Source organism: Kribbella sp. HUAS MG21 (assembly GCF_040254265.1).
Lineage (GTDB): Bacteria > Actinomycetota > Actinomycetes > Propionibacteriales > Kribbellaceae > Kribbella.
Genome location: NZ_CP158165.1, coordinates 4,305,453 through 4,331,928 on the forward strand (window position 1 = coordinate 4,305,453; position 26,476 = coordinate 4,331,928).

Genomic DNA, 26,476 nt, shown 5'->3' on the forward strand with positions numbered 1-26,476 from the left:
TCAGTTGTTCAACGCCTCGGCGAGTAGGGCGATCTGGTCGTGGTCGGCGGACGCGGAGTAGAGGATCACGTCGGTCGCACCGGCCGCACGTACGCCGGCCAAGTGGTCGTGGAGCGCTGCTGGGGTCGTCAGGGTGTCGGCCCGCGCGGGCTCGAAGTACGCATCGCCGTAGTAGTGGTGGATGTACTCGTCGGCGATCGCGTCGGCGTCGGGGCCGAGCGCGAAGTACCGCCCGGTGACGATCCGCGGCTCTCCACTGCGACCGGCCTCCTGCCAGGCCTTCCGTACGGCGCTCGCACCTTGCTCGAGCACCGCCGTACCGAACAGCGGAGCCACCCATCCCTGCCCGTGAACGGCAGCGCGCCGGTAGGCGGCCGGTACCAACCCTCCGAACAGCAGCCCGGGACGTCCGTCGGGGAGCTGAGGCATGCCGTCGAGCTTCCCCGCCCACGCCAGCCGCCAGGTCTCCAGCGACGTCTCCCACAGCTCACGGAATCCGTGCCGCGCGGCTCCACTGGCGGCGAAGTCGTCCGGCCAGCCACCCAGACCGAGACCGGCGGTCAGCCGGCCGCCGGACAGCTGATCGACCGACGCGAGCTGCTTCGCCAGCAACACCGCGTTGTTCCGCCAGCCGATGTCGAGCACGGTCGTGAAGAGCTCCACCCGAGACGTCCGCGCGGCCGCGGCCGCCAACGCGATCAAGGGCTCCAGATTGTCGTACACCAACCGATCGATCACCCCGACAGCATCGAACCCAGCCACTTCCGCCGCAGCCGCCCAATCCCCCACCCGCCGCGCATCCACCCCAGGAACCGCCGCAGGCAACCCGATCCCGACCTTCATCCCCGACTCCTCTCATCGCTCCAAGAACGACGCTAGGCGTCCACCCCACCCAAGGTCTTGAACAGATCGGGCATCCCCAGCCCACAGACTTGCGAGCGGGTTCGTCAGACGACGAGATCGCCCGGAATGATCCGCACCGGGAACGGCAGCTCAGCCTCGAAGGAATCCTTGCCGATGACAACTGCCCGCTCGACGTAGGTGTCGCCGTCGAGCTCGAGCACGGTGAGCTCTTCTTTGGCCGGGTCGAAGATCCAGTACGACGCAACGCCGGCCTGCTCGTACAAGCGCCGCTTGAGAACACGGTCCGCCAGGCTCGTCGACTGCGACAGAACCTCGACTGCGAGCACCAGTGGCTTCTCGATCGTCCGCTCCCCGACGTGCCTCCGGTGACAGACGAGCACGTCCGGCTGCACCGAGCGTGTCGGCGTCGGTCGGAAGTCCACCGGCGCGACGAAGACCTTCAGATCCTCCGGGCAGCGTTCTCGCAGTGCAACCGCGAGCTCGAGCACTGCGGTCTGATGGATCGGCAAGGGCGCGGGTGTCACGAGCAGCATCCCGTCGACCACCTCGTAGCGGTTCCCGTCGTCGGGAAGCGTTTCGAGATCAGCCAGCGTGAAATGACCCGGCTCAACTGTTTCCACGTACACCATCGTGGTGCCTCCTTCTCGATCACACAACCAGCATGGCGGCGCTCGGCGGGTGGTCTGTGCCGTTTCGTCGATCTGCCCCTGGATGCCCTTGGATGCCCCGGGATACGTCTCATTTAGTGAGATCCGCCGGTGAAAGGGATAGAGGAAACGGGTGTGTGGCGTGGAAGGGTTCTTCGGCCTGGATGACGGCTTGGCAGGTGTAGCCGGTGGGGGTTAGGTGCAGGACTGTGAGTTCTTGGGTGTCGGGGTCGAAGAGCCAGTACGACGGGATGTGGTGGGTTTCGTAGAGGGTGCGTTTGAGGACTATGTCCGTGGTGTGGGTGGTGGGGGAGAGGACCTCGACGGCGAGGAGTGGGGGTGTGGTCAGGAGCTGGGCGTCGGCGGCGGTGCGGTGGCAGACGAGGAGATCGGGGCGGAGGGACGTGGTCAGGGTCGGGCGGAAGTTCAGGGAGCCGACCGAGACGAGGAGGTCTGGTGGGCAGGCCTGTTTCAGCGTCACCATCAGGGCGACCACCGCCGCGTGGTGGGCGGGTGGTTGCGGGCCGGTGATGAGGAGGCGGCCGTTGGCTATCTCGTAGTGGCGGGTGGCTTCTGCTGTGGGCACCAGGCCAGCGTGACCGATGTCGGCGTACCGGCGCGGAGGTTATCCACAGGCAAGGGGATTCTCCAGGGTGCCGGCGAACTGGAGGGAGCCGGCGACGTCGGTGAGGTCGACCATCTGCTGGTTGTTGCGGAGCTGCAGCCGGTTCAGGCACGACAGGGCGAACTCCGGAGCGAAAAGGTCGTACCGAGCGAACGCCTCCGCCAACTCGGGCGTCGCCGCCTGGTAGTCGCGGACCGACGAAGCCACCACCGCCCAGAACTCCGCCGGCGTCAACAGCCCTTCCCGATCCAGCAGCGGCGACAGGAACCGGAAGATGCAGTCGAACACGTCGGTGAAGATCGACAGCAGCTTCTCGTCCTCCGGTACGTCGGCCCGCACCCGCTCCGCCTCGGCCGGTACCGGCGTCGACGGGCTCAGCACCGCGATCTCCTCCGCGATGTCCTTCATGATCACCCGGATCGGGATCGCGTCCCGCAGCACCAGGATCAGGTTCTCCCCGTGCGGCATGTACACCAACTCGTACGCGTAGAAGCTGTGCACCAACGGGATCAGGTAAGCGTCGACGTACGCCCGCAGCCAGTCCGCCGGCGCCAGCCCCGACGCCCGCACCAGCGCCACGGCCAGCGACGAGCCGTGCCGGTCGACGTGCAGCAGCGACGCCATTGTCGCCAGTCGCTCACCGGGCTCCAGCGACGGCACCGGGCTCTCCCGCCACAGCGCCGACAGCATCTTCCGGTACGGCGACGTCTTGTCGGTCGCGTTCTCGTAGTAGCGGTTGTGGTACCCGGCCGCGGCGATCTCCCGCAGTACCGAGAACCCGTACCGCTTCAGTACTACGTCGTTCTCCACGACCGAGTGCACCCAGTCGTTGATCGCCGGCGTCGCGGCCATGTACGACGGTGACAGCCCGCGCATGAAGCCCATGTTCAGCACCGAGAGCGCGGTCTTGACGTAGCACCGCGACGGCTCCGACCGGTTGAAGAACGTCCGGATCGACTGCTGCGGCTGATAGACGTCGTCGGTCGACCCGACGTGGATGATGTGCCGCTGGGCGATGTCGGCGGCGAACGTGATCGAGGTCTTGTTGTCCCACTGCCACGGATGCACCGGCAGGTACACGTACTCCGCCGGATCGGCGCCCACGGCAACGATCTCGGCGGCGAAGCGCTCCAGCACCTCGTCGCCCAGCTCGGACCGCAGCAACTCGTCGTACGTCAACGACGAACTGTGCGAGATCGTCGTCCGGTCCCGCCGCGTCGCGATCCACGTCAGCCGCACGCCCGCGCCCGTCTCCGGCGCGTACGCGAGGTAGTCCGTGAGCCCGAACCCGAGCCGCCCGTTGTTCGCGACGAAACACGGATGCCCCTCCGTCATCGCGGCCTCGACGGTCTGGAAGTCCGCGTCGACCAGTTCCGCCGCGGTCAGGTCCGGCTTCGACAGCTTGTACGCCGCCGACGCCAGCGTGCTGCTGATCTCCTCCAGGTACACCGGCAGCATCTCGCGCCCGATCCCGAGCTGCTCGTGGAACTCGGTGACGAACTCCAGCGCGTCCACCGGCCCGCCGTCGTCCCGCACGACGTCGGAGACCTCCCAGTGGTTCAGCGGATACCGCCGCGCCGCGAAGCCCCACCGGCCGACGGCGTACCGGTCGCCGACCTCGACCGGCTCGAGGATCCGCTCGTGGGTGAACTCCGCCAGCGCCTTGCGCACCAGCGCCTGGTTGACGACGGCCCAGGTCTCAGGATTCATCAGCCCGCCTCGTTCATCCGGAGCGCGTCGGCGTACTGGTCACGGGTGCAGAAGCTCAACCAGGCCTGCTTGTCCGGCAGCTGTACGACGCTGTGCTTGCGGAACCCCATCCGCTCGTTGAGCGCCTGGATCTTCAGGTTCCGGACGTCGGGCTCGACAACCACCCGGTCCACCAGCGGATCGCTGAACAGGTAGTCCATGATCATCTCGAACACCGCCGCCGTGAACCCAGGGACGGGCGTGTCCGGCGGCCCGACCAGCACGTGCATACCGACGTCGCCCGGCGCCACGTCGAACGTCTGCCCGACGGCGTCGGACGCCGGCTCGTAGCGCTCCATCAGGAACGCCGGCCGCCCGTCGTGCTCGCCGAGGAAGGCGTGGTGGTGCGCGCTCCGCTCGATCCGCAGGTACTCGGCGTGTACGTCGGCGACCGAGGCGTCGAGCAACCCCCAGTACCGCGCGTACGGCCGGGTGACCCAGCTGTGCAGGGTCGTGACGTCCTCGGTCAGGTCGAACGGCCGGAGGGCGAGGGTGCCGATTCCGGGGGCGAACCGCCGGTACGTCGGCTCGGGCACTGCTCTGGTCATGGCGGAGGTCTGCTTTCAGCTGGGCGGCCTGTTAGCTAAGGCTTACCTTACTAGAGACTCCATGGGGATGACTTGTGAAGTAGCTCGCGCGGCGGATGTGCCCCGCGACCCGTCCTGCCTAGGTTGGTGCCATGCTGATCGCCGAGGACCTGCTGCTGCTCCTGTACGACGACGCGACCGGGAAGCCGATCGCCGGGTCGCCCGGGCTGGACTACGCGCTGGCCGGTGCGGTGCTGATCGAGCTGACGATGCAGCGGAAGCTGGACATCACGACCGAGGGCAAGCCGGGCCGCCTCGAGGTGCTGGACGGCGCTCCGACCGGGGACCCGATCCTGGACGAGCGGCTGGCGTACGTCGTCGGCAAGCCGGGGAAGAAGCCGAAGGACCAGCTCGGCAAGCTCTCCAAGCACCTGCGCGACCAGTTGCTCGCGAGGCTGGCGGAGCGGGGCATCCTGCAGGCGGACCAGGGCAAGGTGCTCGGGCTGTTCCCGGTGACCCGCTGGCCGGCGCGGGACGCGCGGCACGAGCAGGAGGTCCGTACGCGGCTGACCGGCGTGCTGATCCAGGGCCTGGCGCCGGACGAGCGGACCGGTGCGTTGATCGCGCTGCTCAGTGCGCTGAACGCCGTACCGAAGGTCGTCACGGACGCGGTCGACAAGCGCGCGCTGAAACAGCGCGCGAAGGAGATCGCCGAGTCCGACTGGGCCGCGGAGGCGGTGAAGAAGGCTGTGGCCGAGATGCAGGCCGCCGTGACCACCGCGATCGTCGTCTCGACGGCAGCAGCGTCAGCCGGTAGCTAGTCGGGCCTTGATGTCCGGCTTGACCACCTTGCCGACCTTGGAGCGCGGCAGGTCGGGCCAGACGAGCACCTCCTTGGGCGCCTTCACGCTGCCGATCCGCGCCTTCGCGAACGCGATCAGCTCGTCCGGCTCGACGGCACTGCCGGGCTGGAGCTGTACGACGGCCACCACCCGCTCGCCCCACTTTTCGTCGGGCAGGCCGATCACCGCGCAGTCCTGGACGGCGGCGTGGGCCATCAGCGCCTGCTCGACCTCGGTGGAGTACACGTTGAAGCCGCCGGTGATGATCATGTCCTTCGCCCGGTCGACGATGTACAGGTAGTTGTCGTCGTCCAGGTAGCCGATGTCGCCGGTGTGGTGCCAGCCGTACGCCGACGCGGCCGCGGTCGCCTCGGGATCGCCGTAGTACCCCTTCATCACCAGCGATCCGCGGACCACGATCTCGCCGCGCTCGCCGTGCGGCAGCAGCGTGCCGTCCGCGCCCATGATCGCCACCGTGACGAGGGGGGACGGCCGTCCCGCGGATGACAGCCGTCCCCGGGCGATGTTGCCGCCGGCATCGAAGTGTGCGGCGGGCGGCAACATCGAGATCATCATCGGCGCCTCGGTCTGCCCGAACAGCTGGGCCATCACCGGGCCGATCCGGCGCAGCGCCTCCTCGAGCCGGGCGACGGACATGGGCGCGGCGCCGTACCAGAAACACCGCAACGACGACAGGTCCGTGGAGTCGAGCTCCGGCGCCGCCAGCACCATGTAGATCAGCGTCGGCGGCAGGAACGTGTGCGTCACCCCGTGTCGCGGTATGAGTTCCAGGAAGGCGTGGACGTCGGGCGCGCGCATGATGACGATCTCGCCGCCGCACGCGAGCACCGGGAAGCACAGTACGCCGGCCGCGTGCGTGAGCGGCGCCAGCGCCAGGTAGACCGGCCGCTCGCCGAACGGGTACCCCATCAGCGTCAGCGCGGTCATCGTCTCCAGGTTGCCGTTGCCGAGCATCACTCCTTTCGGGCGTCCCGTCGTACCGCCGGTGCCGACGATCATCGCCAGGTCGCCCGGGTCGGTCAGATCGGGTGCCGGCTGGGACACGCCGCCAGAGAACGTGTCCCAGCCGACAGTTCTCCGGCCGCTGGGGTGGGGGTCTTGGCCGGAGTCGGAGGGCTCACCGTCCAGACACACGAAGGTGTGGATCTTCGGCAGTGAGTCCCGGATGCGGTCCACCAGCGGCGCGAACGCCGCCTGGTAGATGAGTACTTCGCAGTCGAACTGGTCGAGCAGCTCGCGGTTCTCCGCGGCCTCGTTGCGCGGGTTGACCGGGCACCAGATCGCGCCGGCGCGGCTGATCCCGAACACGCAACTGAACGCCACCGGGTCGTTCGCGGACAGGATCGCGACCTTGCCACCCGGCCGGACGCCGGTCGCCGCCAGCGCACCCGCGATGCGGTACGAGAGCTGCTGTACGTCGGCGTACGTCAGCGTCTCGCCGTCCGTGGTGAGGCAGGCGGCGTCCGGCGCGAGCGATGCGCCCTTGTCCAGGTAGTCGACCAGTCGCACGACAGGCTCCTAGCGCTGCACGGTCAGCTGTGGCTCGGACACCAGTCCGAAGCCCCGCAGTACGCCGAGCAGTTCCCGGTGCCCGAACGCCTGGCATCCACTGGCGAAACCGACCCGCTTCGGCGGCGTCTGCAGCAGCGAGTACGCCGCGTACGCCTGGAGCAGACCGGTCTGCTGGTAGTTGCTGTTGCCGTGGATGACGCAGTGCGCCCGGCCGAGCGGTCCGGACGCGTGCACCGAGTCCAGCGACTTGTTGACGCGCGGGTTCTCGCGGGGCGGCATCTGGTCCATCACCTGCCGCGCTGTTTCGGTGAGAGCGGTGTTGCGGTCGTCGGGCGACATGTCCTTGGTGGCTTCCAGTGCGGCCGCGACGATCTGCGGGACGCCGTTCATCAGCGCAGCGTTGAACACCCCGCCCTGGGCCTTGCAGTTCGCCACCCGCGGATCCCGCTTGAACCAGACCGGGTGGGACGTGCCGCCCCAGGGCAGCGACAGCGCCAGCTCGTGCTGCCCGGGTACGACGAGTGGAACGAGACCCTGCTCCGGGAACTCGACGTACGCGTTCTGGTCCAGGTAGTGCGCTTTCGACGTCGCAGCGTTCACCAGGATCGTGCGGGTCGAGGCGATGGTCGGACTGCCGCCCCAGAACACTGCGATGTCCAGCGTGTCCAGCCCGGGCTCCTCCAGGCACAGCTGCGCAGCGATCTCACCAGTGGTGTACATCTGCGCGATGCCGGGCGCGAGCAGTAGGCCCGCTTCGGCGAACTGTGCGCCGTACTTCTCGTCGCAGGTGATCAGCCAGTCCTGCTCGCCGGTGGTGTCGGTGTAGTGCGCACCCGCGGCCAGTGCTGCTTCGACAGCGGCAGGGCCGAGCTCACTGAACGGCCCGACCGTGTTGAGTACGACGGACGCGCCGGTGAACAGCTCTGTCAGCGATGCCACGTCATGGTCGACGGCGGCGATCTCGTAGTCGGCCGTCTCGATCCCGGGCACGTTGGCGTCCATGGACGCCTTCAGCTTCTCCTCGCTCCGGCCGGCCGCGACGAACGGCACGTGGTAATGCCGCAGGTACTCACACACCAGCCGCCCGGTGTAGCCGGAGGCTCCGTAGACAACGACAGGCTTGGTCGCCATCACATCCCCATTCCGCCGTCGACCGGGAGGCCGATTCCGGTGATGAAGCGGGACTCGTCCGACGCGAGGAAGACGACGGCGTCGGCCATGTCGGAGACCTCGCCGAGTCGCCCGGCCGGTGTCAGTCCGACCACCGCGGCGACCGCGGCCTCCGGCGACTCGAACAGGCCGAGCTGTGCCACGTCGTTCGCCAGGCCGGCGCCCATCGCGGTCGGCACCAGGCCCGGGTAGATGCAGTTGACGCGGACGCCGTACCCGAGCTTGCCGGACTCCATCGCCGCGACCCGGGTGAGCCGGTCGACCGCGGACTTGGTCGCGGAGTACACCGCGATGCCGGGGAACGCGATGGTCGCGGCGACCGACGCCACGTTGACGATCGAGCCGCCCTGACCCGCGAGGCCGTCGGGCCGCATCGTCCGCAGGCCCCACTTGATGCCGAGCGTGGTGCCGAGCACGTTGACCTCGAGCATCTTGCGGATCTGGTCCGCGGTGACCTCGGTGAGCAGGCTGGTGATCTCCACCCCCGCGTTGTTCACCAGGATGTCCAGTCCGCCGAGGATGTCGTTGGCGGCGACGACCGCGTTCTCCCAGTCGCCGTCGTCGGTGATGTCGTGGGCGACGAACCCGTTGCCCGCGCCGTACGTCGCGTCGAGGGCGTCGGCGACCGCCGCGCCCGCGTCCTTCTGGATGTCGCTGACCACCACTTTGGCGCCGGCCGCGGCGAGTGCCTTGGCCATCCCTTCGCCGAGACCCTGCGCGCCGCCGGTGACCAGGGCCTTGCGGCCGGAGAGATCGAGTGAACCCATCGGAAGCTCCTTTGCTCGTACGGGTTGTTCACACTGTGGTCCCGACTTTTGACACTCGTCAAGACTTTGTTTGACACTTGTCAAGAAAACTCCCCGCACCGGGACGCGCCTGGCCCGGGGCGGGGTACTCTGACGCAACCGACAGGTCTCGATCCGGAGAGTGGGTGAGTGCTGTGGCGTCCGCGGCCGAGGAGCAGCCTGCCCGCGTCTCCGGGATCGACAAGATCGAGCGCCGCCGGGTCGCGCTCGCGGAGTCCGCGCTGAAGACGCTCGGCGAGCTCGGGTACGCGCGGACCAGCCTGCGCGAGATCGCCAACAACTCCGAGTTCACGCACGGCGTCGTGCACTACTACTTCCGCGACAAGATCGACCTGATCAGCTACTGCGTGCGCTACTACAAGACCAAGTGCGCCCGGCGGTACGACGAGGTCGTCGAGACCGCGGCGTCCGCGGAGGACCTCGCGACCGGCTTCCTGGGCAAGATGACCCAGACGCTGGTCGAGGAGACCCCGATGCACAAGCTCTGGTACGACCTGCGGGCGCAGAGCATGTTCGAGGACCAGCTCCGCGCGGACGTGGCAGCGATCGACAAGCTGCTCGAGGAGATGATCTGGCGCATCCTGCTGCGGTACGCCGAACTCACCGGGACGGCGCCGTCCGTCGACGCGCCGACGGCGTACGCACTGCTGGACGGCCTGTTCGAGCAGGCCGTGGTCGGCTACGGGGCGGACCCGGAGAAGACACCGGACCTGCTTGCCGACCGGATCAAGCAGGTCCTCCCCAAATTGGTCTCGGCCTAGTACCTACTCCGCTCCGCAGTTCGCCTTGCAGAGCGTGTCGGTGAGCGTGAGGATCGCGCCCGGCGCCTCGGTGTCGACCTCCGTCGAGTACTCGACGTTCCAGTCGCCGATGGTGGTCTTCGCGGCCGGCTTGTCGACATGCTGCTTCAGCCAGGCGGTGATCTGGTCGCGCGGGTTCACGTGCGCCAGCTCCAGCGCCTCCGGTACGAACTCGGTCAGCCGGGTCGTGGACTCGGTCGCCGGTCCGGCTGCCTGCAGCGAGATCACCGGCGGGCGCGGGTGCTTGCCGATCAGGACCTGCACCGACCGCAGGCCGCTGCTGCAGGTCTCGTAGGCCTCGTCGGTGCTGCATTCGTACTTCTTGGCAGCGAACGCGGCCACGACCTGTGCGGCCGTCAGATCCGGCAGCGTCTGCTCCGGGCTCGCCGACGTGGAGGCGCCGGCTGTCGGCGTGGCCGACGTACTTGTGCTGCTGCTCGCGCTGGGGCTGGGGCTTGTGTCGTCCGACGAGCCCGAGCAAGCCGTGACGAGCAGCAGCGCGGCGCCGGCCAGCAGGCCGACGCCGGACCGGCGGTTCAGACCGGCACCTCGATCGCGGCGTCGAGGGCGATCGTGATCATCTCGGAGAACGTCGTCTGCCGCTCCTCCGCGCTGGTCACCTCGTGCGTGATCAGGTGGTCCGACACCGTCATGATGCCGAGCGCGCGGCGGCCGAACTTCGCCGCCAGCGTGTAGAGCGCCGCGGCCTCCATCTCGATGCCGAGCACGCCGTACTCCGCGGTCCGCGAGACCAGGTCCGGGCGGTCGTTGTAGAACAGGTCGCCGGAGAACACCTGGCCGACGTGCACGTTCAGCCCGGCCGCCTCGGCCGCGTCCACCGCCGCGCGCAGCAGCCGGTAGTCGGCGGTCGGCGCGTAGTCGATGCCGTGGAAGCGCAGCCGGTTCATCTGCGAGTCGGTGCTCGCGGACATCGCCACGATCACGTCGCGGACCCGCACCGCCTCGGTGAGCGCGCCGCAGGTGCCGACCCGGATCAGGGTCTGGACGTCGTACTCCTCGAAGAGTTCGTTCGCGTAGATCGAGGCGGACGGCTGGCCCATCCCGGAGCCCTGGACGGAGATGCGCTCACCCTTGTAGGTGCCGGTGAACCCGAACATGTTGCGGATCTCGGTGTAGCAGGTCACGTCCGACAGGTAGGTCTCCGCGATCCACTTGGCCCGCAGCGGGTCCCCCGGGAACAGCACCCGCGGTGCGATCTGCCCCTTCTCGGCGGCGATGTGAATACTCATGCCGGGATGCTCTCACGGGCCCGGGATATGTTGAGTCACGTGGCCTACTCCATCGCACCCGGTTCGCTAGCCCTGTCCCGGTCCGTCCTCGACCGCGCCGCCGATCGCCGACGCGACGACGACTGGCTCGAGAAGGCGTGGGCCGCCCCCGAGACCCAGGTGGTCGCGGTGATCGGGGACAAGATCCAGGTGACCGGCGACCGCGACGCGCTGCGTTTCGTGCCGCCGTCCGAGGCCCCGGAGGGTGTGCGCGTCTTCCTCGGCATCGACCGGGAGTCCGGAGCAGGGATGACCGCCGAGGGCCGCGCGGTCTTCGGCGTCCTGCTCGACGGTGAGGCCGACGAGTCGTACGGCGGCCTGCGCGAGCTCGGCGCGGTCCTGAACGACCGCGAGGCCGGCATCGCGGTGCACGTGATCGGCCTGTCCAACTGGCACGGCGTGCACACCCACTGCGCGAACTGCGGCGAGCACACCGAGGTGGTGGAGGCCGGGCACGTCCGGCGCTGCCCGGCGTGCGGGCTGTCGCACTTCCCGCGCAGCGACCCGGCGATCATCGTGCTGGTCACCGACGACCAGGACCGCGCGCTGCTCGGCCGCAACGAGGCCTGGCCCGTCGGCCGGTACTCCACGCTGGCCGGCTTCGTGGAACCGGGGGAGTCGCTGGAGGCCGCCGTACGGCGTGAGGTCCTCGAGGAGACCGGGGTGATCGTCGGCTCCGAGATCGAGTACGCCGGCAGCCAGCCATGGCCGCTGCCCGCCAGCCTGATGCTGGGGTTCTACGCGAAGGCGACGAGCTTCGACATCGACGTGGACCAGGACGAGATCGCCGAGGCGAAATGGTTCACCCGGGAGGACCTCCGTGTGCTGGTCGAAGCCGGCACGATGGCCCTCCCGGGTGCGATCTCGATCTCCCGCCGCCTGATCGAAGGCTGGTACGGCGACAGTCTCAGCGGGAGCTGGTGATCACCGGCCCACGTCGGAGCGAGCCGCGGCGATCCTGATCAGTACGCCCTCCCAGCGTTCGATCGAGCCGGCCCGTTCGAGCTCACGGACCTTGCGGTTGACCGCCTCGACGTACGCGCTGTGGCTCGGCCAGTCGGCCTCGGCGTCCGGTAGTACGTCGGTCAGCGTGCAGCCGTACTCCAGGAAGCGGTTCTGTACGTGGCTGTCGATGTTGCCGGTCCACACCGTCGGCCGGACGTCGGACTGCGGACAGGGGTCGACGGGCGGCGTGTACGACGCCAGGTTGGTCGGGTTGATGTAGCCGTCCGGCCGCAGCAGCGTGTAGTAGGTGCCGTTGGGCGTCTGCGTGAGGCGGTTGAGGCCGCGGTTGCGCAGTACGGTCGTGTGGCCGCTGAGGACGTCCAGCTCGAACAGGCGGCCACCTGTCACGCCGTACAGGTAGCCGTCGCGCCAGGAGAGTGCGCCGTCCTGTGAGCCGGTGTAGCCGCTGAACACCGGCAGCAGACGCAGTACCTCGCCGGTGTCCGGGTCGGCGGCGAACACGATGCCGTCGGCCAGACCCCAGATGTTGCCGTCCGGTCCGATGGTCAGCTCGTTGACGCTGGCCGCGCCCGGCACCGGTACGACGTCCGCGAGGACCTGTCCCGTTGCCGGGTCCACCTTCACCAGGTGGCCCTCGGTGGCGATCGGCTCGGTACCCTGGCCGCCCTCGATGCTGGAGCCGACCCAGACGTTGTCGCCGTGCGGCAGTGCGGAGGCGATCGTCTGGTCGGCCACCAGGTTCCGGTAGACGGTGTGGCTGCCGGTCGGTACGTCGTACACGGTCAGCGCGCCGCCGTACTCGCCGTACGCCGGTGTCGTGCCGACGTACACGCGGTTGCCGGCGGGGACCACGGCCACGGGCCTGTTCTGGTGGTCGCTGTCGACCAGGCTGAACAGTTCCTTCGGGTTGGTCGGGCTGTCCGGGAGCCTCGGGTCCCAGAGTGAGAGCCGGCCGTACGGGTAGATGCCGACGTACATCTTGCCGGTGCTGCCGTCCCACGCCCAGCCCTCCACCTGTCCCTGCCGGGTGGTGACCGTGGACTTGCCGGTGGCCGGGTCGTAGATGGCGGTGGAGCCGTTCAGGTAGACGTTGACGAACACCTTGCCGGTCGCGGGATCGGCCAGCGTGTGCATGAGCGGCGAGGGTACGTACTGGAACGGTGAGCTCCACTGCGCGAGTGTCCCGTCCGCCGGGTTGTAGCGGAACGTGCCACCGGAGTAGTTACCGGCCAAGCCGTACAGCACCTGCTGGCCGTTCTCGGTCACCCAGCCGTAGCCGATGGAGGCACCGCGGGTCACTGTGCGCGGGGGCGACACCGGACCGACCGTGTTGGTCTCAAGGTCGTAGTGCGTGAGGGACAGGGTGTTGTTGGTGAAGTACACGCCACCTGGTCCTGCTGGTGACACACCACGGGCAGCGATCGGGTAGTCCATCACCAGCTGGCCGGTGGTCGCGTCGGTGTACTTGACTTGCTCACCCGTGACCGCGTCCACCACGACCAGGCGGCTGCTGGCGTTCGCGAAGATCTTCCCGCCCGCGTAGTCCAGGTCGATGAAGTCCTTGGCCGTCGTACCCGGGGGAGTGATGTCCTCGACCGCCTTGGTCTCCGGGTCGATGCGGAGCAGCCGGGCGTTCGGTGTGGAGACGCCGACGAACAGTTTGTTGTGGTCGGGGTCGTAGACGGTGGAGCGCGCGTACTGCTGCACCGGGTCCAGCGAGCCGTAGTCGGTGACCTGACCGGTCGAGGGGTCGTACTTGAACGCGTGCGCGTTCGGATACGTACCGGCGTACACGTTGCCGGCCGGGTCGGACGTGAGGCCGTAGATCTGGGACTGCCCGGGGATGGGCTGACCCAGGTCGGTCACCTCACCCGTGACCGGGCTGTAGCGGTAGAGGTGCGCGTTCGCGTACGTACCGAGGTAGACGTCTCCGTTCGGCGTGACGACGATCGCCCAGCCGCCCGCGGCGCCTTGCAGCGGCACGGTGCGGATCAGCTGCCGGCTGTGCAGGTCGACGACGTTCAAACGAGCGTTTTCGCCTGCCGGTACGGCGTACACGACGTCGCGGCCGTCAGGGGTGCGGCCGACCGCGCCCTCCATGATCGTCAGCGAGCTGACCGGCGAACCGAGGTCCTTGATGACCTCGGCGCTCGGCGCGAACGGCTTCGTAGGCGTGCCGAGCGGCCAGTTCTCCGACGGGAACGGATCAGGCAGGTCGCCCGGCGGGGCCGCCGACGCGGGCAGGCCGCTCGTGGCGAGCAGGCCGAGCACGGCGGTGAACGTGATCAGGGCACGGCGGAATGAACGGCGCGAGAACATGGGCGGACTCCCTGCGACGGCGTTCATCGCAAGGTATAACGGCCATGACCGTAAAGTCCATAACTCAGGCGGTATGACCTGAGCCGGGGGTTACGCCGCCAGCTTCTCCGCGACCTGGGCGAGCGACGGGTTGGTCATCGCGGTGCCGTCGGCGAAGACCACGGTCGGCACCGTCTGGTTGCCGTTGTTGATCTTCTCGACCAGCTTGGCGGCCTCCGGGACCTGCTCGATGTCGACCTCGGTGAACTCGATGCCGGCGCGCTTCAGTTGGCCCTTGAGCCGGTGGCAGTAGCCGCACCAGGGGGTCGAGTACATCGTGAAAGCAGCCATCGGGCTGTCTCCTTGGGACTTGGGAGGGGTTTTGTCGGGCCGCCCGTCTAGGGTGGCCTTCGACGTATCCGAACCATGCCGCAGGTGGTGCTGTTCCCGCATGACCCAGCCCGTGAGCGACTTCACACGACCGGCCTCGGCCGACGACCTCCTGGAGGCGCTCGACCCGGAGCAGCGGGCGGTCGCGACCGCGTTGCACGGCCCGGTCGTGGTGATGGCCGGCGCGGGGACCGGGAAGACCCGGGCCATCACCCACCGGATCGCGTACGGCGTCCGCACCGGGACGTTCGACCCCGTCCGCGTGCTCGCGGTGACGTTCACCCAGCGGGCGGCCGGCGAGATGCGCGGGCGGCTCGCGCAGCTCGGCGTCCAGGGCGTCCAGGCCCGCACGTTCCACTCCGCCGCGCTCCGGCAGGCCCGGTTCTTCTGGCCGAAGGTGTACGGCGGGGAGCTGCCGCCGATCGCGGACCGGAAGTTCCCGCTGCTGACCGAGGCAGCCTCCCGCTGCCGGGTCCGGGTGGACACGCCCGCGCTGCGCGACCTGGCCGGCGAGGTCGAGTGGGCGAAGGTCAGCAACGTCCGGCCGGACGACTACGCGAAGCTGGCGCCGCGCTCCGGGCGGGCCCTGGCCGCGTTCGACGCGCCGACGATCGCGCGGATCTTCGCGGCGTACGAGGACGTGAAGCTGGAGCGCGGGCGGATCGACCTCGAGGACGTGCTGCTCTGCGCGGTCGCGCTGCTCGCGGAGGACGAGCGGGTCGCGGCAGAGATCCGGCGGCAGTACCGGACGTTCGTCGTGGACGAGTACCAGGACGTCTCGCCGCTGCAGCAGAGCCTGCTAGACCTGTGGCTGGGCGGCCGCGAGGACGTCTGCGTGGTCGGCGACCCGGCGCAGACCATCTACTCCTGGGCCGGCGCCGAGCCGGAGAACCTGGTGCGGTTCGCGTCCCGGCATCCGTCGGCCACCGTGATCAAGCTGGTCCGCGACTACCGGTCCACGCCGCAGATCGTCGACGTGGCGAACAAGATCCTCGACGCGGCCGGTCCGACCGGACTGCCCGGCCGGGTCACGCTGCGGTCCCAGAAGGAGTCGGGCCCGGTTCCGGTCTATCGCGAGTACTCCGACGAGGTCGCGGAGGCGGACGCGGTGGCGCGGGCCGTCGTACGGCTCAAGGACGAAGGCGTGCCGCTGCGCGACATCGCCGTACTGTTCCGGACCAACGCCCAGTCGGAGAACTTCGAGCAGGCGCTGGCCGAGCGGAAGATCCCGACCGTGCTCAAGGGGGCGGAGCGGTTCTTCGAGCGGGCCGAGATCCGGCAGGCCGCCGTACTGCTGCGCGGGCAGGTCAAGGCGGGCGAGGTGTCGGACGACCTGGTGTCGACCGTGACCGCGGTGCTGGCCGGTGCGGGCTGGACGGCGGAGCCGCCGACCGGGACCGGTGCGGTGCGGGACCGCTGGGAGTCGCTGAGCGCGCTGGTGACGATGACGGCGGACTTCGCGGCCGAGCACCCGACGGCGCGGCTGCCCGAGCTGATGGCCGAGCTCGACCGGCGCGCCTCGATCCAGCACGCGCCGCTCGCGGAGGGCGTCACGCTGGCGACGCTGCACGCCGCGAAGGGTCTGGAGTGGGAGTGCGTCTTCATCGTCGGCGCCCACGAGGGGACGCTGCCGATCAGCTACGCCCAGACGCCGGCGCAGGTGGAGGAGGAGCGGCGGCTGTTCTATGTCGGCGTGACCCGGGCGAAGCAGCAGTTGTTCATCAGCTGGGCGACGTCCCGGTCGCCGGGCGGCCGCGGCCAGCGCGGGCCGACCCGCTTCCTCGACCCGATCGGCGTCCGGAGCGCGCGCTCCGAGTGGAGCCCCTCGTCGAACGTCGGCTGGGAGCGCCCGTCGGCCGAGTCCCGGGCGGCGTCGCGCTCCGGCCGGCCGATCCCGAAGTGCCGGGTGTGCGGCAAAGGGCTCCTCGACCCGGGCGCGCGCAAGCTCGGCCGCTGCGAGGACTGCCCGTCCACGATCGACCAGAAGCTGTACGACGCCCTCGTCGAGTGGCGCACCGAGCAGGCGGAGAGCGAGCGGATCCCGGCCTTCGTGATCCTGACCGACGCCACGCTCACCGCGATCGCCGAGACCCGGCCCGGCGACGCGCAGGAGCTGCGCCGGATCCCGGGCATCGGCCACACCAAGCTGACCAAGTACGGCGAGCACATCCTCAACCTCTGCACCCGCTGATGCCTGATCGGGCAAACCTGTTGCCAGGCACGCGAACCCGGGCGCATCCTGGAGGACGTGCCGCGTTCTGCTGACGGCAGACGTGGCAGTTAGGTGACACAGGCAACGATCCCGGAGCGTGCGGGCGGCGTCCCGGAGCGTGCCGGAAGTACCGGATCAGGCCGCGCGACACGGTCGCAACAGCCAGATCCGGCCGCCGCGACGGCAACTTCCGGCCAACTTCGCGAACTGGCGATAAATAGTTTGCGGGCTCCGCGACGGACGGCGTACTGTTCTTCCTGCGGTCAGAGCCTGGCCGAAAACTTCAAACCACCATAGCGATCGAGCTAACCGCCCGCTTCGCCACAACGAGAGGAGGTGCCCTGGAAATGAACATCAACACGGTCAAGAAGCCGTTCAGCGACGCTGCCGCGCTGCCGTGCGCCCACATTCCGGGCGCCTCGCCGCGTCTGCACGTCGCGACCGTTGTGCTCATGGCTTCCGGCGCTGCCCAGTTCCAGGGCGGAGCTGTCGGCGATGTGAAGTACGGCGGTTCGGGTTCTCGAGCATGGAGTCCACCGGTCTGACAAGCGTCAGAGCCGGCACCTCCAAGGCCGCGGAACCCGAAAAGGGTCCCGCGGCCCTTTTGTTTGTCCACAGATTTGGGGTCTACCAACCGGTAAGCCTCACCGACGACAAGAGATCAGCACCAAAAGTCACTGGGAGGTGACCGGAATGAGCGTCAGCTTCCTCGATGTCTTCACCGAGGTTGCAACGTCGCAGGACCTGCCCTGTCGGTCCTACGCACCAGAACTCTTCTTCGCCGAATCGCCGGCGGACGTCGAGTACGCCAAGTCGCTGTGCACCACCTGCCCGCTGAAGGCGGAGTGCCTGGCCGGAGCGCTCGAGCGTTCCGAGCCGTGGGGCGTGTGGGGCGGCGAGCTGTTCGTCCAGGGAGTGGTGGTTCCGCGCAAGCGGCCCCGTGGGCGTCCCCGCAAGAGTGACACCGTAACTGCCGCCTGACGAACCCAACCCATCCGAATCGAGTCCGAACGTGACCACTCAGACTTTCACCAGGAGCACCGAAATGCATTTACTTCATGAAGATCTCGCCCGAGCTCATTGTCGTGCTTCGCTGAAGGACGCAGAGCAGAACCGGCGCTTCCGCCTCGCTCACCAGATCGAGAAGGCGCAGAAGCAGGCCGAGCGGGCCAGCCGGCGAGCCGAGAGGGCCAGCGCACGCGCGCGCCTCGCACTCGCCCGCCTGGTCTGATCCACCAGGAACACCACTACGCCCGAAGCCGGCCCCACAAGGGCGGGCCGGCCCCGGGCACCCAGCCTGACCAGCTGAACCACTGAGGGGCGGCACCACCGGTGCCGCCCCTGAGCCACACCCCGACGCGACCGGGGTCCACCGCGCACTAGCCACGCCCAGGCAGCACCTGACGCCGCCGCGGCTCAGCCATGTCCGGCGGCCGCCGGGAGCCGGCCGTGCCTCAACCATCTCCCGGCAATACCCAGGCCGCGGTGTCTCAGCCACCTCCTGTCAGCGCCGCTCCGCGGCGCTCCGGCTGCCGCGGCCGCGGACCGCATCCGCGGGCGGACCGTCAGGTGCGCTCGAGCAGGAGGAGTTGTTGGAGGCCTATCAGGGTGATGCCGCTGACTATTTCGTGGCGGGTGATCATTGTGGGGATCTTGGACAGGGGGATCCACTCGATGCGGTCCGACTCGTTGTGTTCTGTCGGCGGGCCGGCGTAGCGGACGTTTGTGGTGCGGTACACGAAGTGCCGGGAGTCCATGATGCCGGCGGCGGGCTCCGACTGGATGAGTTCGGTCAGGCCGTCCGCCCGCCACCCGGTCTCCTCCTCGAGCTCCCGCGCCGCCGCGGCCTCCGGGCTCTCACCGGGCTCGATGATCCCCATCGGGATCTCCCACGCCCAGGTGTCGGTCAGGAACCGGTGCCGCCACATCAACAACACCTGCTCGTCGCGCGTGACGACAGCCGCGGCGATGTCCTTCATCCGCACCGCGTGGTACTCGAGCCGCTCACCATCCGGCTGCTCGACGTCCAGCCGCCGGACGCTCAGCCACCGGTTCGTCCAGACCTCACCCTCACCGTGAATCACCCATCGCACCGGTGCAGACTAGGGCATGTCTCCCGACCCCGCGCCTACTGCGCGGCGCTCGGCACGGCACCTCGCCGCACGGGAGCAAAGGCCACGATGGATCCGCATCGAAACCTTCGCTCCCGTGCGCCGAGCTACCGCACCGAGCACCTGCTCGCTACGGCGCGGGATCGGGAGACATACCCTAGTGCCATGGCAAGTGCGACCTGTGCGTTGTGCGGTCGGCAGGCGGAGTCCGAGGAGCCGCCGCTGACCTGGGTGACCTCGATCGAGGACGGCCGCAAGCTGCTGTACTGCGACCGCTGCGCCCGGGAGAACGTCCGCAACATCGAAGGCAAGCTCGACTCGGTCTACTGGTGAAACCTTTCTGACCCCGGGGGTGTCGATCCCGGCCAGGTCCGCTCGACGCAGTGAGTGAAGACAGACTCCTGCGGAAGGACCTCCGGATCATGACCACCACCCTCGAGGCGGACGCCGTGGCCACCGGCAAGCGGCAGTGGATCGCGCTCGGCGTGCTGTGCCTCGCCACGCTCCTGGTGTCGCTGGACCTGTTCGTGATGCTGCTGGCGGTACCGGCGGTGACCGAGGCGCTCGGTGCGACCAGCAGCCAGCAACTGTGGATCCTGGACGTGTACGGGTTCATGGTGGCCGGCCTGATGATCACCATGGGCAACCTCGGTGACCGCCTCGGCCGCCGCCGGCTGCTGCTGATCGCCGCGGCCGTGTTCGGCGTCGCCTCGATCGTGGCGGCGTACTCCGTGACGCCCGGCATGCTGATCGGCGCCCGAGCGGTGCTGGGGATCGCCGGGGCCGCGATCGCGCCGTGCACGCTGTCGCTGATCTCGACCATCTTCCCGGACGAGCGCCGGCGCGCCACCGCGCTCGGCGTCTGGGGCGGCTGCTTCACCGTCGGCGCCGTCGTCGGGCCGGTCGTCGGCGGCGTGCTGCTCAACCACTTCTGGTGGGGCTCCGCCTTCCTGATCGGCGTTCCGGCCATGGTGGTGCTGCTGGCGGTCGGGCCGTTCATCCTACCGGAGTACCGCAACGCGCGGGCCGGGCGGATCGACGTACCGAGCGTCGTGCTGTCGCTGGCCGCGATCCTGCCGGTGATCCACGGGCTCAAGCACCTGGCCGCGCACGGCGCCGGGGCGCAGGCGTTCGGGTCGCTGCTGGCGGGCGGTGTGTTCGGGTGGGTGTTCGTACGGCGGCAGCTGCGCCTGGCGGATCCGCTGGTCGACGTACGGCTGTTCACGCGCCGGACGTTCAGCGTGACCCTCGGCAGTATGACGGCGTACTCGATGCTGTCCGGTGGCGTGATGGTCTTCATCGCTCAGTACTTCCAGCTGGTGAAGGGGATGACGCCGCTGGCCGCCGGCCTCGCGCTGGTGCCCGGCATGATCACCTCGACGATCGGCTTCCAGCTCGCGCCGCGGCTGGCGCAGCGGATCCGTCCGGGCATCCTGATCCCGGCCGGCGTCGCGTTCACCGTGGTGGGCATGGTGGTCGTCAGCCTGACCACGTCGACGACCGTGCTGGTGATCGCGTTCGCTTTCGAGTGCTTCGGGCCCGGGGCGCTGGTCATCCTGGGGACGAACCTGGTCATCGGCGCGGTACCGCCGGAGAACGCCGGCTCCGCCGGTGCGCTGACGCAGACCGCGAACGAGTTCGGCTACTCGCTGGGCATCGCGGTGCTGGGCAGCGTGGTGACCGCGGTGTACCGGGGCCAGCTGGACGGCCGCGGCGGCAACTCCCTGGGCGAGGCGATGGCCCAGGGTGTGCCGGGCGACGTACTCGACGCCGCCCGGCACGCGTTCACCACCGGCTTTCACCTGGCCGCGGCCATCACCGCGGTGGTGCTGGCAGGGGTAGCGGTCCTGCTGGCCGTCACCCTCCGTTCGGTGCCGGCGCTGGGGCGCCGAGGCTGAAACCGCTGAACTCGGCGGCGCCGCGGGTCCCGGCGCCGCCGTTCGCCGCCGACATGAACAGGCCGCCGTCCAGGACCGCACCTGCCGGTACGACGGAACTTCCGACCGTCGTCCACGTCGTACCGTCCGGGCTGCAGTCTGCGCTGACCGTGTCCGCGTCGCGGGTCAGCCGCAGCCACTGCGGCGCAGCACGCCCGGTGACGTTGCGGAACTGGTCCAGCGAGCCGTTGCCGTCGGAGTCCCAGGAGTACACGCACCCGTTGTCCGGCGTGATCGCGATGTTGGCGATACCTGCGCTGCCGGTCCTGGTCAGGTCGGGGCTGACGACCAGTCCGGCGCGCGCCCAGGGCCCTGTGCGGTCCTGTGCCACCACACGCGTCACGAGCGACCCGCCCGGCGGGAGCGCGTTCGGCTGGTAGATGGCGCCGAACTGCTTCGTCGTACCCCACATGTCGTTGCCGGCACCCTCGATCAGGTAGGCGTCGCCGGACTGGGCGAAGACGGCGTTGTTGGTCGTGATCGTCCGGTTCGGCGCCTGGACCGCTCCGGCGCGGATGACGCGGACCGTGGTCACCACCTCGGCCGTCCGCGCTGTCAGAACAGCAGTCAGCCGTGCTGCGGGACCTGTCGCTGTGACGTTGAAGGACACCGAAGTACGCGCGCCGGGCGCCAGCTCTGGCACGACGACTGACTGCGGCTGGACGGTCAGCCCGCTGTCTGCGGGAGCTGTCAGGGTCACCTCGACACCGGACGCGGTCCGGAACGGGTCGGCGTTGCGCAGGTTGACCGTCACGGTGGTGGACGCGTTGTCCGGTACGTTCACCGGCGACGCGGTAGCGGTCAGGCTGACCGGCTCGGGGTGAGCGGTCAGGTAGCCGAGCACCTGCTGCGCGACCTGGTGGATGTCACCGGTCGGCTCCTGAGGCAGCGGTGTGCTGGTCGCGGCCCAGTCGGCTCCACGCTGGTACCAGTCGAACGTCGACGGAGCACGGTTGTCGCGCAGAGCACCAGACAAGTCGTCAAGGTAGGCCTTCCAACGCGGGGCGTAGTACGTGCTGATCAGACCTGCCCACTCGCGGTTGGCGTAGTCGCCGAGGCCGGCGTTGAACCCTGCCCTGGTGCCCCAGACGGTGAGAAGCGTCCGGGCGCTCCGCTTGAGCGATTCGTCGCCCGCCTTGTCCAGCCACGGCCCGAGCATCGTCTGCGGGTTCGTCGCCGCCACCTGTTCCAGCAGCGCCATCTGCTCCAGCCACTGCGCCTTCAGCTTGTCGAACGTGGCCAGGTCCTTGGCGTCGTACGCCACCTTCAGCCGCGGCAGCAACGTCCTGCTGCGGTTGGACAGCACCTGCCGGGTCACGTCCATCAGGTCATAGCGGTACGCCGAACTGCCGCGCAGTGCTGGTTCTACCGACAGCAGTGCGGGCAGGGCCGCCGCGAACTCGGTGGCGTCGTACTGCATCGACCCTGGTGACCAGGTCGCGGCGGTGCGCGCCGTCAGCGAGGGGCGGGCCGCATAGAGACCGTCCTGCGCTTCGCTGTTCCCGGCGAGCGAGTACGCCGTGCGGCCGATCGCGGCCCACCCGGTCGCGGCCGCGGCGTCGGACCCGCCGTACCGGCGCTGGGACCAGTCACGGAACCAGGTGTCGCGGTCGACCGGGCCGTTGCGCCAGGCGAGGCCTGTCAGGTAGTCGAAGGCGGCGGGGTTGTTGTCGCTGGCCTCCGGCATCACCGCGATGCCGTCGAGCGTGCTCCCGGCCTCGGACCGCCAGCGCCAGAAGCGGTCCTCCCACTTCGTGGTGGCCGCACCGATCGTCGTGTGGCCGCCGAAGTTCCAGATCGAGCCGAACGCGTACGGCGAGTCCGGCCAGGTCCTGTTGCGGTTCTGGTCGGTCCGGTCGGACAGGCCGTCGACGATCAGGATCCGCGAGCGGTCGATGGCCGCCAGCGTGTCCGGCCGCGGGTTGTTCTGCCAGCCGAGGAACACCCAGGTGCTGCCAGGACGGGCCGCCTCGAGCGAGTCCTGGACCGCCTTGCTGGCCGGGCCGACCGGCACCGGACCGGGCTGACCGCCCTCGTGCAGCAGGTCCATCTTGTAGTGCGTACTGCGCCCGAACAGCCGCTCGGAGCTCGCGTAGAACGCCTTAGCGACGTCGGCGAACGGCGTACTCGTCGGGTCGAGCCAGTCGGGGCGCTGGAAGCCGACCCAGTTGCCCTGCGGGACGGTGCGCGCGCCCGCGACCTTGGCCGCGAAGCCGGGCGGGACCGTGCCGAAGTACCCCGGAAGCACCGGCGTGATCCCCAGTTCGCGCAGCCGGCTGACGATCTTGCGGCCGAGGTCGGCACGCTGCCGGACCTGGTCCGCGGTGACCGCGGCGGGGAAGCCGGACATGTTCTGCAGCAGCCACCACGGCTGGTGGCTCGGCTGCGGGATCCAGCGCAGCAACTCTTCCTCGGAGTACCCGAACTGGCGGAAGGTGTCGAGGTACACCGCCTCGGCTCCGACCGGGACGAACACCTGGTTGATGCCGTGCAGCGCCAGTACGTCGATCTCGCGCTGCCAGTCGGCCCAGGTGCGGTACGCGCCGGTGTAGCCGTCGTCGGTGTCGTTGAGTGCGAAGCGGTTGGCCACGGTCGCCGCCTGGTGCAGGGGCTCCTGCGGCGTGGGCAGCGTGCGGGGAAGCCGGGACAGCGAGTCGCCGTTCCAGGACACGTCGACCCGGGCCACCTGGTCGAGGTAGGCGTTGAAGCCGGCCAGCATCGCGCTGGGGCCGGTCGCGGAGATCCGGATGTTGTCCCCGCGCCGGTCGACGTCGTAGTACTCGCCGTCGGAGGGGAGGGCGCGGAGCTCCACCTGATGGGCGTGGGCCGGGACGATTCGCTGGATCAGGGCCTGGACCGAGGAAGTGTCCCAGGGCGGCGGGCTTGCGTGGGCGGTGGAGGCGGTGGTCGCCAGCAGGGCGAGGGGGAGGGTGACAGCCAGCAGATGTCGGCGCATGGGCGATCCTTCGGGGAAAGGAAAGGTCGCTACATTAAGAGGGTGTAGCTGCGCAGACGTCAATACTTCAGCGCACTAATGCGCAAGAAGTCAGTCAGTCCTCCGTGAAGCCGGGCAGCAGCTCCTCCAGCACCGAGCGGAACGGCGCCTCAGCCTCGAGTTGCGACAGCACCGCGATGCCGCCGATCCACACCCGGTGGATCAGCAGGTACGACGGCGGCAGGTTGAGCCGCAGCGCCAGCGACGCGTTCGGGGACCGGAAGTCGCCGGTCCGGTTCGCCTGGGCGCGCATCCAGGCCCGGCTGAACTGGAACGTCTCCTCGCGGGCCGGCTCCGCGAACGGCGCCAGGTAGTCCATCAGCTGGTCCGGGTCGATCTCCATCCGCGGCTTGATGAAACCCTCGGCCTTGAGGCCGTCCCGGACGGCGAGCCCGTCGCCCTTCAGCGAGATCCGCAGCAGCCGCCCGATCGCCGGCGGCAGCCCGTCCGGGAGCCGCGCGCAGAGGCCGAAGTCGACCACGCCGAGCCGGCCGTCGGCCAGCACCCGGAAGTTCCCCGGATGCGGGTCGGAGTGCAGCAGCCCGGCGTACTTCGGCCCGCTGAACATGAACCGGACGTACTTGAGCCCGATCGCGTCCCGCTCCTCCTGGGTGCCGTCGGCGATGTACGACGACAGCGGGCGGCCCTCGATCCACTCGGACACGATCACCGTCGGGGAGTGCTTCACGACCCGCGGGACGACGAACTCCGGGTGGTCCTTGAACGCGTCGGCGTACTGCTGCTGGGCCTGCGCCTCACGGTCGTAGTCGAGCTCCTCGCCGATCCGCTCCTGGAGCTCCGCGACCAGCGGCTTCACGTCCAGGCCGGGGATCAGCGTGCCGATCGTGCGGCCGAAGCGGCCGAGCTGGCGCAGGTCCGCGCGCAGCGCCTCGGCGGCTCCCGGGTACTGCAGCTTGACCGCGACCTCGCGGCCGTCCTTCAGCCGTCCGCGGTGCACCTGGCCGATCGAGGCGGCCGCCGCGGGCAGGTCGTCGAACTCGTCGAAGCGGTCCCGCCAGCGCTTGCCGAGCTCGCGCGACAGGATCGTGTGCACGGTCGAGGCCGGCATCGGCGGGGCCGAGTCCTGCAGCTTCGTCAGGGTGGCCCGGTACGGCGCCGCGAGCTCCTCCGGCATCGCGGACTCCATCAGGCTGAGCATCTGCCCGAACTTCATCGCGCCGCCCTTGAGCTCGCCGAGGACGGCGAACAGCTGGTCCGCCGTACGGCGCTGGAACTCGGCGAGCACGGCCTCCGCGGGCGCGCCGCCGATGCGCTTGCCGAGGCCGACCGTCGCCCGCCCGGCGGCACCGAGCGGCAGGCTGGCGAGTTTCGCGGTCCGGCTCAGCGCCTTACGAGGAAGGTCCGACACCCTCCCATTCTGTCCGGTCGCCCAAGCCGGGACGACGGAGGGGGGGGGGGGGGGGGGGGGGGGGGGGGGGGGGGGGGGGGGGGGGGTCCCGCACCGCCCCTACGACTTGGTGCGTCAGGCCTTGCCGAGGATCCGGTTCAGGTTCGTACCGCACTCGGGGCACTTGGCCTTGGCCATGCGCGTGCCCTTGTCGTTGACCTTGACCTCGCCGTCGGCGGTGCGCTTGGCCTTGCACTTGACGCAGTAGAACTCGCCGCTCCAGGTCTCTGCCATGAGGGCCCTCTCCTTGCTCTGAATTCCAGCCCGGGGTCTCGCCCGGGCAGTCGTTGGATGCTGACGGCAGACCGTCCTGCCGTAGGCCGTTCGGCCCAGTCGGGATTCACCCTACGGCCTCCTGGCGCAGGCTCAAGCGCACCCGGGGGTCCGCGCGCCGCGTGAATCCGGCGAGGAAAGCCCTTACCGAAACTTTCGGCGACACGGAACAGGCTCCCGGTGGTCCGCCTCCGGAACCGCCCGGCTTCCCCTCCGAGCGGCCCCGGAAGCGGTCCGGGAGCCTGCTACCGACGACGCTAGGAGGCGCCGGCCGAACCGGCAAGCCCACGCTGTCCACCCCTGTGGATAACTCTGTGCGCAACCTGTGGGACGCGCCGCCGGGCGCTGTGGACCGGCGGGGGAACAGGGTGTGAACAACGGGGGACGGCGGGATCAAGATCAGGCGCCTGACCTGCGGAAACGTCGGTCCACAGGGTGTGCACCGAAGAAAGTTGCCGGATTCGGGGGGTACATTTCTGAGCCATGGCCGACTCTCCACCGCGCCCGATCCCGCCGTACGTGGACATCCGTCGCAGCAAGCGCCGCAAGCGCACGGTCAGCGCGTACCGCGACGGCGAGCGGGTGGTCGTGCTGATGCCCGACCGGCTGTCGGCCGCCGAGGAGGCGCGCTGGGTCGAGACCATGCTGGCGCGGCTCGAGAAGCAGCGCAGCCGGTCGCGCGTGTCGGACGAAAAATTGTTGGCCAGAGCACACGAACTCGCGTGTCGTCACCTCCCCGAAGTGCCCGAACCTGCGTCGGTGAGGTGGGTTTCGAACCAAAACAGACGGTGGGGCTCGTGCACTCCGGCGGACCGGTCGATCCGGTTGTCGACCCGGCTGCAGTCGATGCCGGGGTGGGTCGTGGACTACGTCCTGGTGCACGAACTGGCCCACCTGATCGAGCCGACCCACAACGCGAACTTCTGGACCCTGGTCCGCCGCTACCCCAAGGCGGAGCGCGCCGAGGGCTACCTCGAGGGCGTCTCGGCCGCCTCCTCGCTCGACCTCGACGACTTCTGATCCCGTCGGCGCCG

The 26,476-nt window shown here is 69.3% G+C and carries 26 protein-coding genes; 10 read left to right on the forward strand and 16 right to left on the reverse strand.

Annotated features, from left to right (window positions below; genetic code table 11):
- From ABN611_RS21270 to ABN611_RS21290, 5 genes are all read right to left on the reverse strand, one after another.
- Complete coding sequence (locus tag ABN611_RS21270) at nt 1–843, reverse strand: LLM class flavin-dependent oxidoreductase (protein ID WP_350273952.1); 843 nt, start codon at nt 841–843, stop codon at nt 1–3.
- 104 nt (nt 844–947) lie between these two features.
- The gene (locus tag ABN611_RS21275; RefSeq protein WP_350273953.1) at nt 948–1,493 is read right to left on the reverse strand and encodes a Uma2 family endonuclease; all 546 of its coding nucleotides are present in this window, start codon (nt 1,491–1,493) and stop codon (nt 948–950) included.
- Between the two features lie 109 nt (nt 1,494–1,602).
- Nucleotides 1,603–2,097 (reverse strand): Uma2 family endonuclease, encoded by a 495-nt coding sequence (locus ABN611_RS21280; protein WP_350273954.1) that lies wholly within the window; start codon nt 2,095–2,097, stop codon nt 1,603–1,605.
- Between the two features lie 39 nt (nt 2,098–2,136).
- Nucleotides 2,137–3,846, reverse strand: a complete 1,710-nt coding sequence (locus tag ABN611_RS21285) for an IucA/IucC family siderophore biosynthesis protein (protein WP_350273955.1) — start codon at nt 3,844–3,846, stop codon at nt 2,137–2,139.
- Entirely contained in the window at nt 3,846–4,433 is a 588-nt protein-coding gene (locus ABN611_RS21290; RefSeq protein ID WP_350273956.1) for a GNAT family N-acetyltransferase, read from the reverse strand. The genes ABN611_RS21285 and ABN611_RS21290 overlap by 1 nt, the downstream gene beginning before the upstream one ends.
- Nucleotides 4,434–4,564: 131 nt before the next feature.
- Here ABN611_RS21290 and ABN611_RS21295 point away from each other — a divergent pair, with 131 nt between their 5' ends.
- The gene (locus tag ABN611_RS21295) at nt 4,565–5,233 is read left to right on the forward strand and encodes a GPP34 family phosphoprotein (protein WP_350273957.1); all 669 of its coding nucleotides are present in this window, start codon (nt 4,565–4,567) and stop codon (nt 5,231–5,233) included.
- On the opposite strand, the gene ABN611_RS21300 is transcribed toward ABN611_RS21295, so the two are convergent.
- The 3 genes from ABN611_RS21300 to ABN611_RS21310 are packed head-to-tail and all read right to left on the reverse strand — an operon-like array spanning nt 5,219 to nt 8,724.
- Nucleotides 5,219–6,784, reverse strand: a complete 1,566-nt coding sequence (locus ABN611_RS21300; protein WP_350273958.1) for a long-chain fatty acid--CoA ligase — start codon at nt 6,782–6,784, stop codon at nt 5,219–5,221. The genes ABN611_RS21295 and ABN611_RS21300 overlap by 15 nt on opposite strands.
- A gap of 9 nt (nt 6,785–6,793) precedes the next feature.
- Nucleotides 6,794–7,918, reverse strand: coding sequence for a DUF5938 domain-containing protein (locus tag ABN611_RS21305; protein WP_350273959.1), 1,125 nt, complete (start codon nt 7,916–7,918; stop codon nt 6,794–6,796).
- The gene (locus ABN611_RS21310; protein WP_350273960.1) at nt 7,918–8,724 is read right to left on the reverse strand and encodes an SDR family oxidoreductase; all 807 of its coding nucleotides are present in this window, start codon (nt 8,722–8,724) and stop codon (nt 7,918–7,920) included. The genes ABN611_RS21305 and ABN611_RS21310 overlap by 1 nt, the downstream gene beginning before the upstream one ends.
- 164 nt (nt 8,725–8,888) lie before the next feature.
- On the opposite strand from ABN611_RS21310, the gene ABN611_RS21315 reads away from it, so the two are divergent.
- Entirely contained in the window at nt 8,889–9,524 is a 636-nt protein-coding gene (locus ABN611_RS21315) for a TetR/AcrR family transcriptional regulator (protein ID WP_350273961.1), read from the forward strand.
- 3 nt (nt 9,525–9,527) lie between these two features.
- Here the strand turns inward: ABN611_RS21315 and ABN611_RS21320 are convergent, their stop codons facing one another.
- Nucleotides 9,528–9,905: a hypothetical protein gene (locus ABN611_RS21320; RefSeq protein WP_350273962.1), complete on the reverse strand. Its 378-nt coding sequence runs from the start codon at nt 9,903–9,905 to the stop codon at nt 9,528–9,530.
- Nucleotides 9,906–10,099: 194 nt separating this feature from the next.
- On the reverse strand, nt 10,100–10,813 hold the full coding sequence (gene deoD / locus ABN611_RS21325; protein WP_350273963.1) for a purine-nucleoside phosphorylase: 714 nt from the start codon (nt 10,811–10,813) through the stop codon (nt 10,100–10,102).
- 39 nt (nt 10,814–10,852) lie between these two features.
- Here deoD and nudC point away from each other — a divergent pair, with 39 nt between their 5' ends.
- Complete coding sequence (gene nudC / locus ABN611_RS21330; RefSeq protein WP_350273964.1) at nt 10,853–11,776, forward strand: NAD(+) diphosphatase; 924 nt, start codon at nt 10,853–10,855, stop codon at nt 11,774–11,776.
- On the opposite strand, the gene ABN611_RS21335 is transcribed toward nudC, so the two are convergent.
- Nucleotides 11,777–14,137 (reverse strand): hypothetical protein, encoded by a 2,361-nt coding sequence (locus tag ABN611_RS21335; protein ID WP_350273965.1) that lies wholly within the window; start codon nt 14,135–14,137, stop codon nt 11,777–11,779.
- Between the two features lie 90 nt (nt 14,138–14,227).
- Complete coding sequence (locus ABN611_RS21340) at nt 14,228–14,467, reverse strand: mycoredoxin (protein WP_350273966.1); 240 nt, start codon at nt 14,465–14,467, stop codon at nt 14,228–14,230.
- Between the two features lie 100 nt (nt 14,468–14,567).
- Here ABN611_RS21340 and ABN611_RS21345 point away from each other — a divergent pair, with 100 nt between their 5' ends.
- The 4 genes from ABN611_RS21345 (at nt 14,568) to ABN611_RS21360 (ending at nt 17,949) form a co-directional block, all read left to right on the forward strand.
- On the forward strand, nt 14,568–16,697 hold the full coding sequence (locus ABN611_RS21345) for an ATP-dependent DNA helicase UvrD2 (protein WP_350273967.1): 2,130 nt from the start codon (nt 14,568–14,570) through the stop codon (nt 16,695–16,697).
- Between the two features lie 368 nt (nt 16,698–17,065).
- Nucleotides 17,066–17,263: a hypothetical protein gene (locus ABN611_RS21350; RefSeq protein ID WP_350273968.1), complete on the forward strand. Its 198-nt coding sequence runs from the start codon at nt 17,066–17,068 to the stop codon at nt 17,261–17,263.
- A gap of 148 nt (nt 17,264–17,411) precedes the next feature.
- Nucleotides 17,412–17,699 carry a WhiB family transcriptional regulator gene (locus ABN611_RS21355; RefSeq protein ID WP_131285495.1) on the forward strand — a complete coding sequence of 96 codons (288 nt, stop codon included), beginning with the start codon at nt 17,412–17,414 and terminating at the stop codon, nt 17,697–17,699.
- 31 nt (nt 17,700–17,730) lie between these two features.
- Complete coding sequence (locus ABN611_RS21360) at nt 17,731–17,949, forward strand: hypothetical protein (protein ID WP_350273969.1); 219 nt, start codon at nt 17,731–17,733, stop codon at nt 17,947–17,949.
- Between the two features lie 334 nt (nt 17,950–18,283).
- Here the strand turns inward: ABN611_RS21360 and ABN611_RS21365 are convergent, their stop codons facing one another.
- Nucleotides 18,284–18,811, reverse strand: a complete 528-nt coding sequence (locus ABN611_RS21365; protein WP_350273970.1) for an NUDIX domain-containing protein — start codon at nt 18,809–18,811, stop codon at nt 18,284–18,286.
- A gap of 183 nt (nt 18,812–18,994) precedes the next feature.
- Here ABN611_RS21365 and ABN611_RS21370 point away from each other — a divergent pair, with 183 nt between their 5' ends.
- Nucleotides 18,995–19,162, forward strand: a complete 168-nt coding sequence (locus ABN611_RS21370; RefSeq protein WP_350273971.1) for a hypothetical protein — start codon at nt 18,995–18,997, stop codon at nt 19,160–19,162.
- A 50-nt stretch (nt 19,163–19,212) separates the two neighbouring features.
- Complete coding sequence (locus tag ABN611_RS21375; protein ID WP_350273972.1) at nt 19,213–20,727, forward strand: MFS transporter; 1,515 nt, start codon at nt 19,213–19,215, stop codon at nt 20,725–20,727.
- Here the strand turns inward: ABN611_RS21375 and ABN611_RS21380 are convergent.
- The 3 genes from ABN611_RS21380 to ABN611_RS21390 all read right to left on the reverse strand — a co-directional run bounded on the left by ABN611_RS21380 (nt 20,687) and on the right by ABN611_RS21390 (nt 25,403).
- Nucleotides 20,687–23,722, reverse strand: coding sequence for an alpha-N-acetylglucosaminidase TIM-barrel domain-containing protein (locus ABN611_RS21380; protein WP_350273973.1), 3,036 nt, complete (start codon nt 23,720–23,722; stop codon nt 20,687–20,689). The genes ABN611_RS21375 and ABN611_RS21380 overlap by 41 nt on opposite strands.
- Before the next feature lie 94 nt (nt 23,723–23,816).
- A complete protein-coding gene (locus ABN611_RS21385) occupies nt 23,817–25,130 on the reverse strand; it encodes an AarF/ABC1/UbiB kinase family protein (RefSeq protein ID WP_350273974.1) in 1,314 nt (437 codons plus the stop codon).
- 114 nt (nt 25,131–25,244) lie between these two features.
- Complete coding sequence (locus ABN611_RS21390) at nt 25,245–25,403, reverse strand: DUF5679 domain-containing protein (protein WP_012922897.1); 159 nt, start codon at nt 25,401–25,403, stop codon at nt 25,245–25,247.
- Nucleotides 25,404–25,925: 522 nt separating this feature from the next.
- Here ABN611_RS21390 and ABN611_RS21395 point away from each other — a divergent pair.
- The gene (locus ABN611_RS21395; RefSeq protein WP_350273975.1) at nt 25,926–26,462 is read left to right on the forward strand and encodes a YgjP-like metallopeptidase domain-containing protein; all 537 of its coding nucleotides are present in this window, start codon (nt 25,926–25,928) and stop codon (nt 26,460–26,462) included.
- Nucleotides 26,463–26,476 lie beyond the last annotated feature (14 nt).

Excerpts from the sequence above, each read along its gene's own strand:
- ABN611_RS21290 (WP_350273956.1), bottom strand. The coding sequence starts at position 4,433 with ATGACCAGAGCAGTGCCCGAGCCGACGTACCGGCGGTTCGCCCCCGGA.
- ABN611_RS21345 (WP_350273967.1), top strand. The coding sequence starts at position 14,568 with ATGACCCAGCCCGTGAGCGACTTCACACGACCGGCCTCGGCCGACGAC.
- ABN611_RS21350 (WP_350273968.1), top strand. The coding sequence starts at position 17,066 with ATGAACATCAACACGGTCAAGAAGCCGTTCAGCGACGCTGCCGCGCTG.
- ABN611_RS21390 (WP_012922897.1), bottom strand. The coding sequence starts at position 25,403 with ATGGCAGAGACCTGGAGCGGCGAGTTCTACTGCGTCAAGTGCAAGGCC.
- ABN611_RS21355 (WP_131285495.1), top strand. The coding sequence starts at position 17,412 with ATGAGCGTCAGCTTCCTCGATGTCTTCACCGAGGTTGCAACGTCGCAG.
- ABN611_RS21295 (WP_350273957.1), top strand. The coding sequence starts at position 4,565 with ATGCTGATCGCCGAGGACCTGCTGCTGCTCCTGTACGACGACGCGACC.
- deoD (WP_350273963.1), bottom strand. The coding sequence starts at position 10,813 with ATGAGTATTCACATCGCCGCCGAGAAGGGGCAGATCGCACCGCGGGTG.
- ABN611_RS21275 (WP_350273953.1), bottom strand. The coding sequence starts at position 1,493 with ATGGTGTACGTGGAAACAGTTGAGCCGGGTCATTTCACGCTGGCTGAT.
- ABN611_RS21370 (WP_350273971.1), top strand. The coding sequence starts at position 18,995 with ATGGCAAGTGCGACCTGTGCGTTGTGCGGTCGGCAGGCGGAGTCCGAG.
- ABN611_RS21285 (WP_350273955.1), bottom strand. The coding sequence starts at position 3,846 with ATGAATCCTGAGACCTGGGCCGTCGTCAACCAGGCGCTGGTGCGCAAG.
- ABN611_RS21340 (WP_350273966.1), bottom strand. The coding sequence starts at position 14,467 with ATGGCTGCTTTCACGATGTACTCGACCCCCTGGTGCGGCTACTGCCAC.
- ABN611_RS21310 (WP_350273960.1), bottom strand. The coding sequence starts at position 8,724 with ATGGGTTCACTCGATCTCTCCGGCCGCAAGGCCCTGGTCACCGGCGGC.
- ABN611_RS21335 (WP_350273965.1), bottom strand. The coding sequence starts at position 14,137 with ATGTTCTCGCGCCGTTCATTCCGCCGTGCCCTGATCACGTTCACCGCC.
- ABN611_RS21395 (WP_350273975.1), top strand. The coding sequence starts at position 25,926 with ATGGCCGACTCTCCACCGCGCCCGATCCCGCCGTACGTGGACATCCGT.
- ABN611_RS21305 (WP_350273959.1), bottom strand. The coding sequence starts at position 7,918 with ATGGCGACCAAGCCTGTCGTTGTCTACGGAGCCTCCGGCTACACCGGG.
- ABN611_RS21270 (WP_350273952.1), bottom strand. The coding sequence starts at position 843 with ATGAAGGTCGGGATCGGGTTGCCTGCGGCGGTTCCTGGGGTGGATGCG.
- ABN611_RS21380 (WP_350273973.1), bottom strand. The coding sequence starts at position 23,722 with ATGCGCCGACATCTGCTGGCTGTCACCCTCCCCCTCGCCCTGCTGGCG.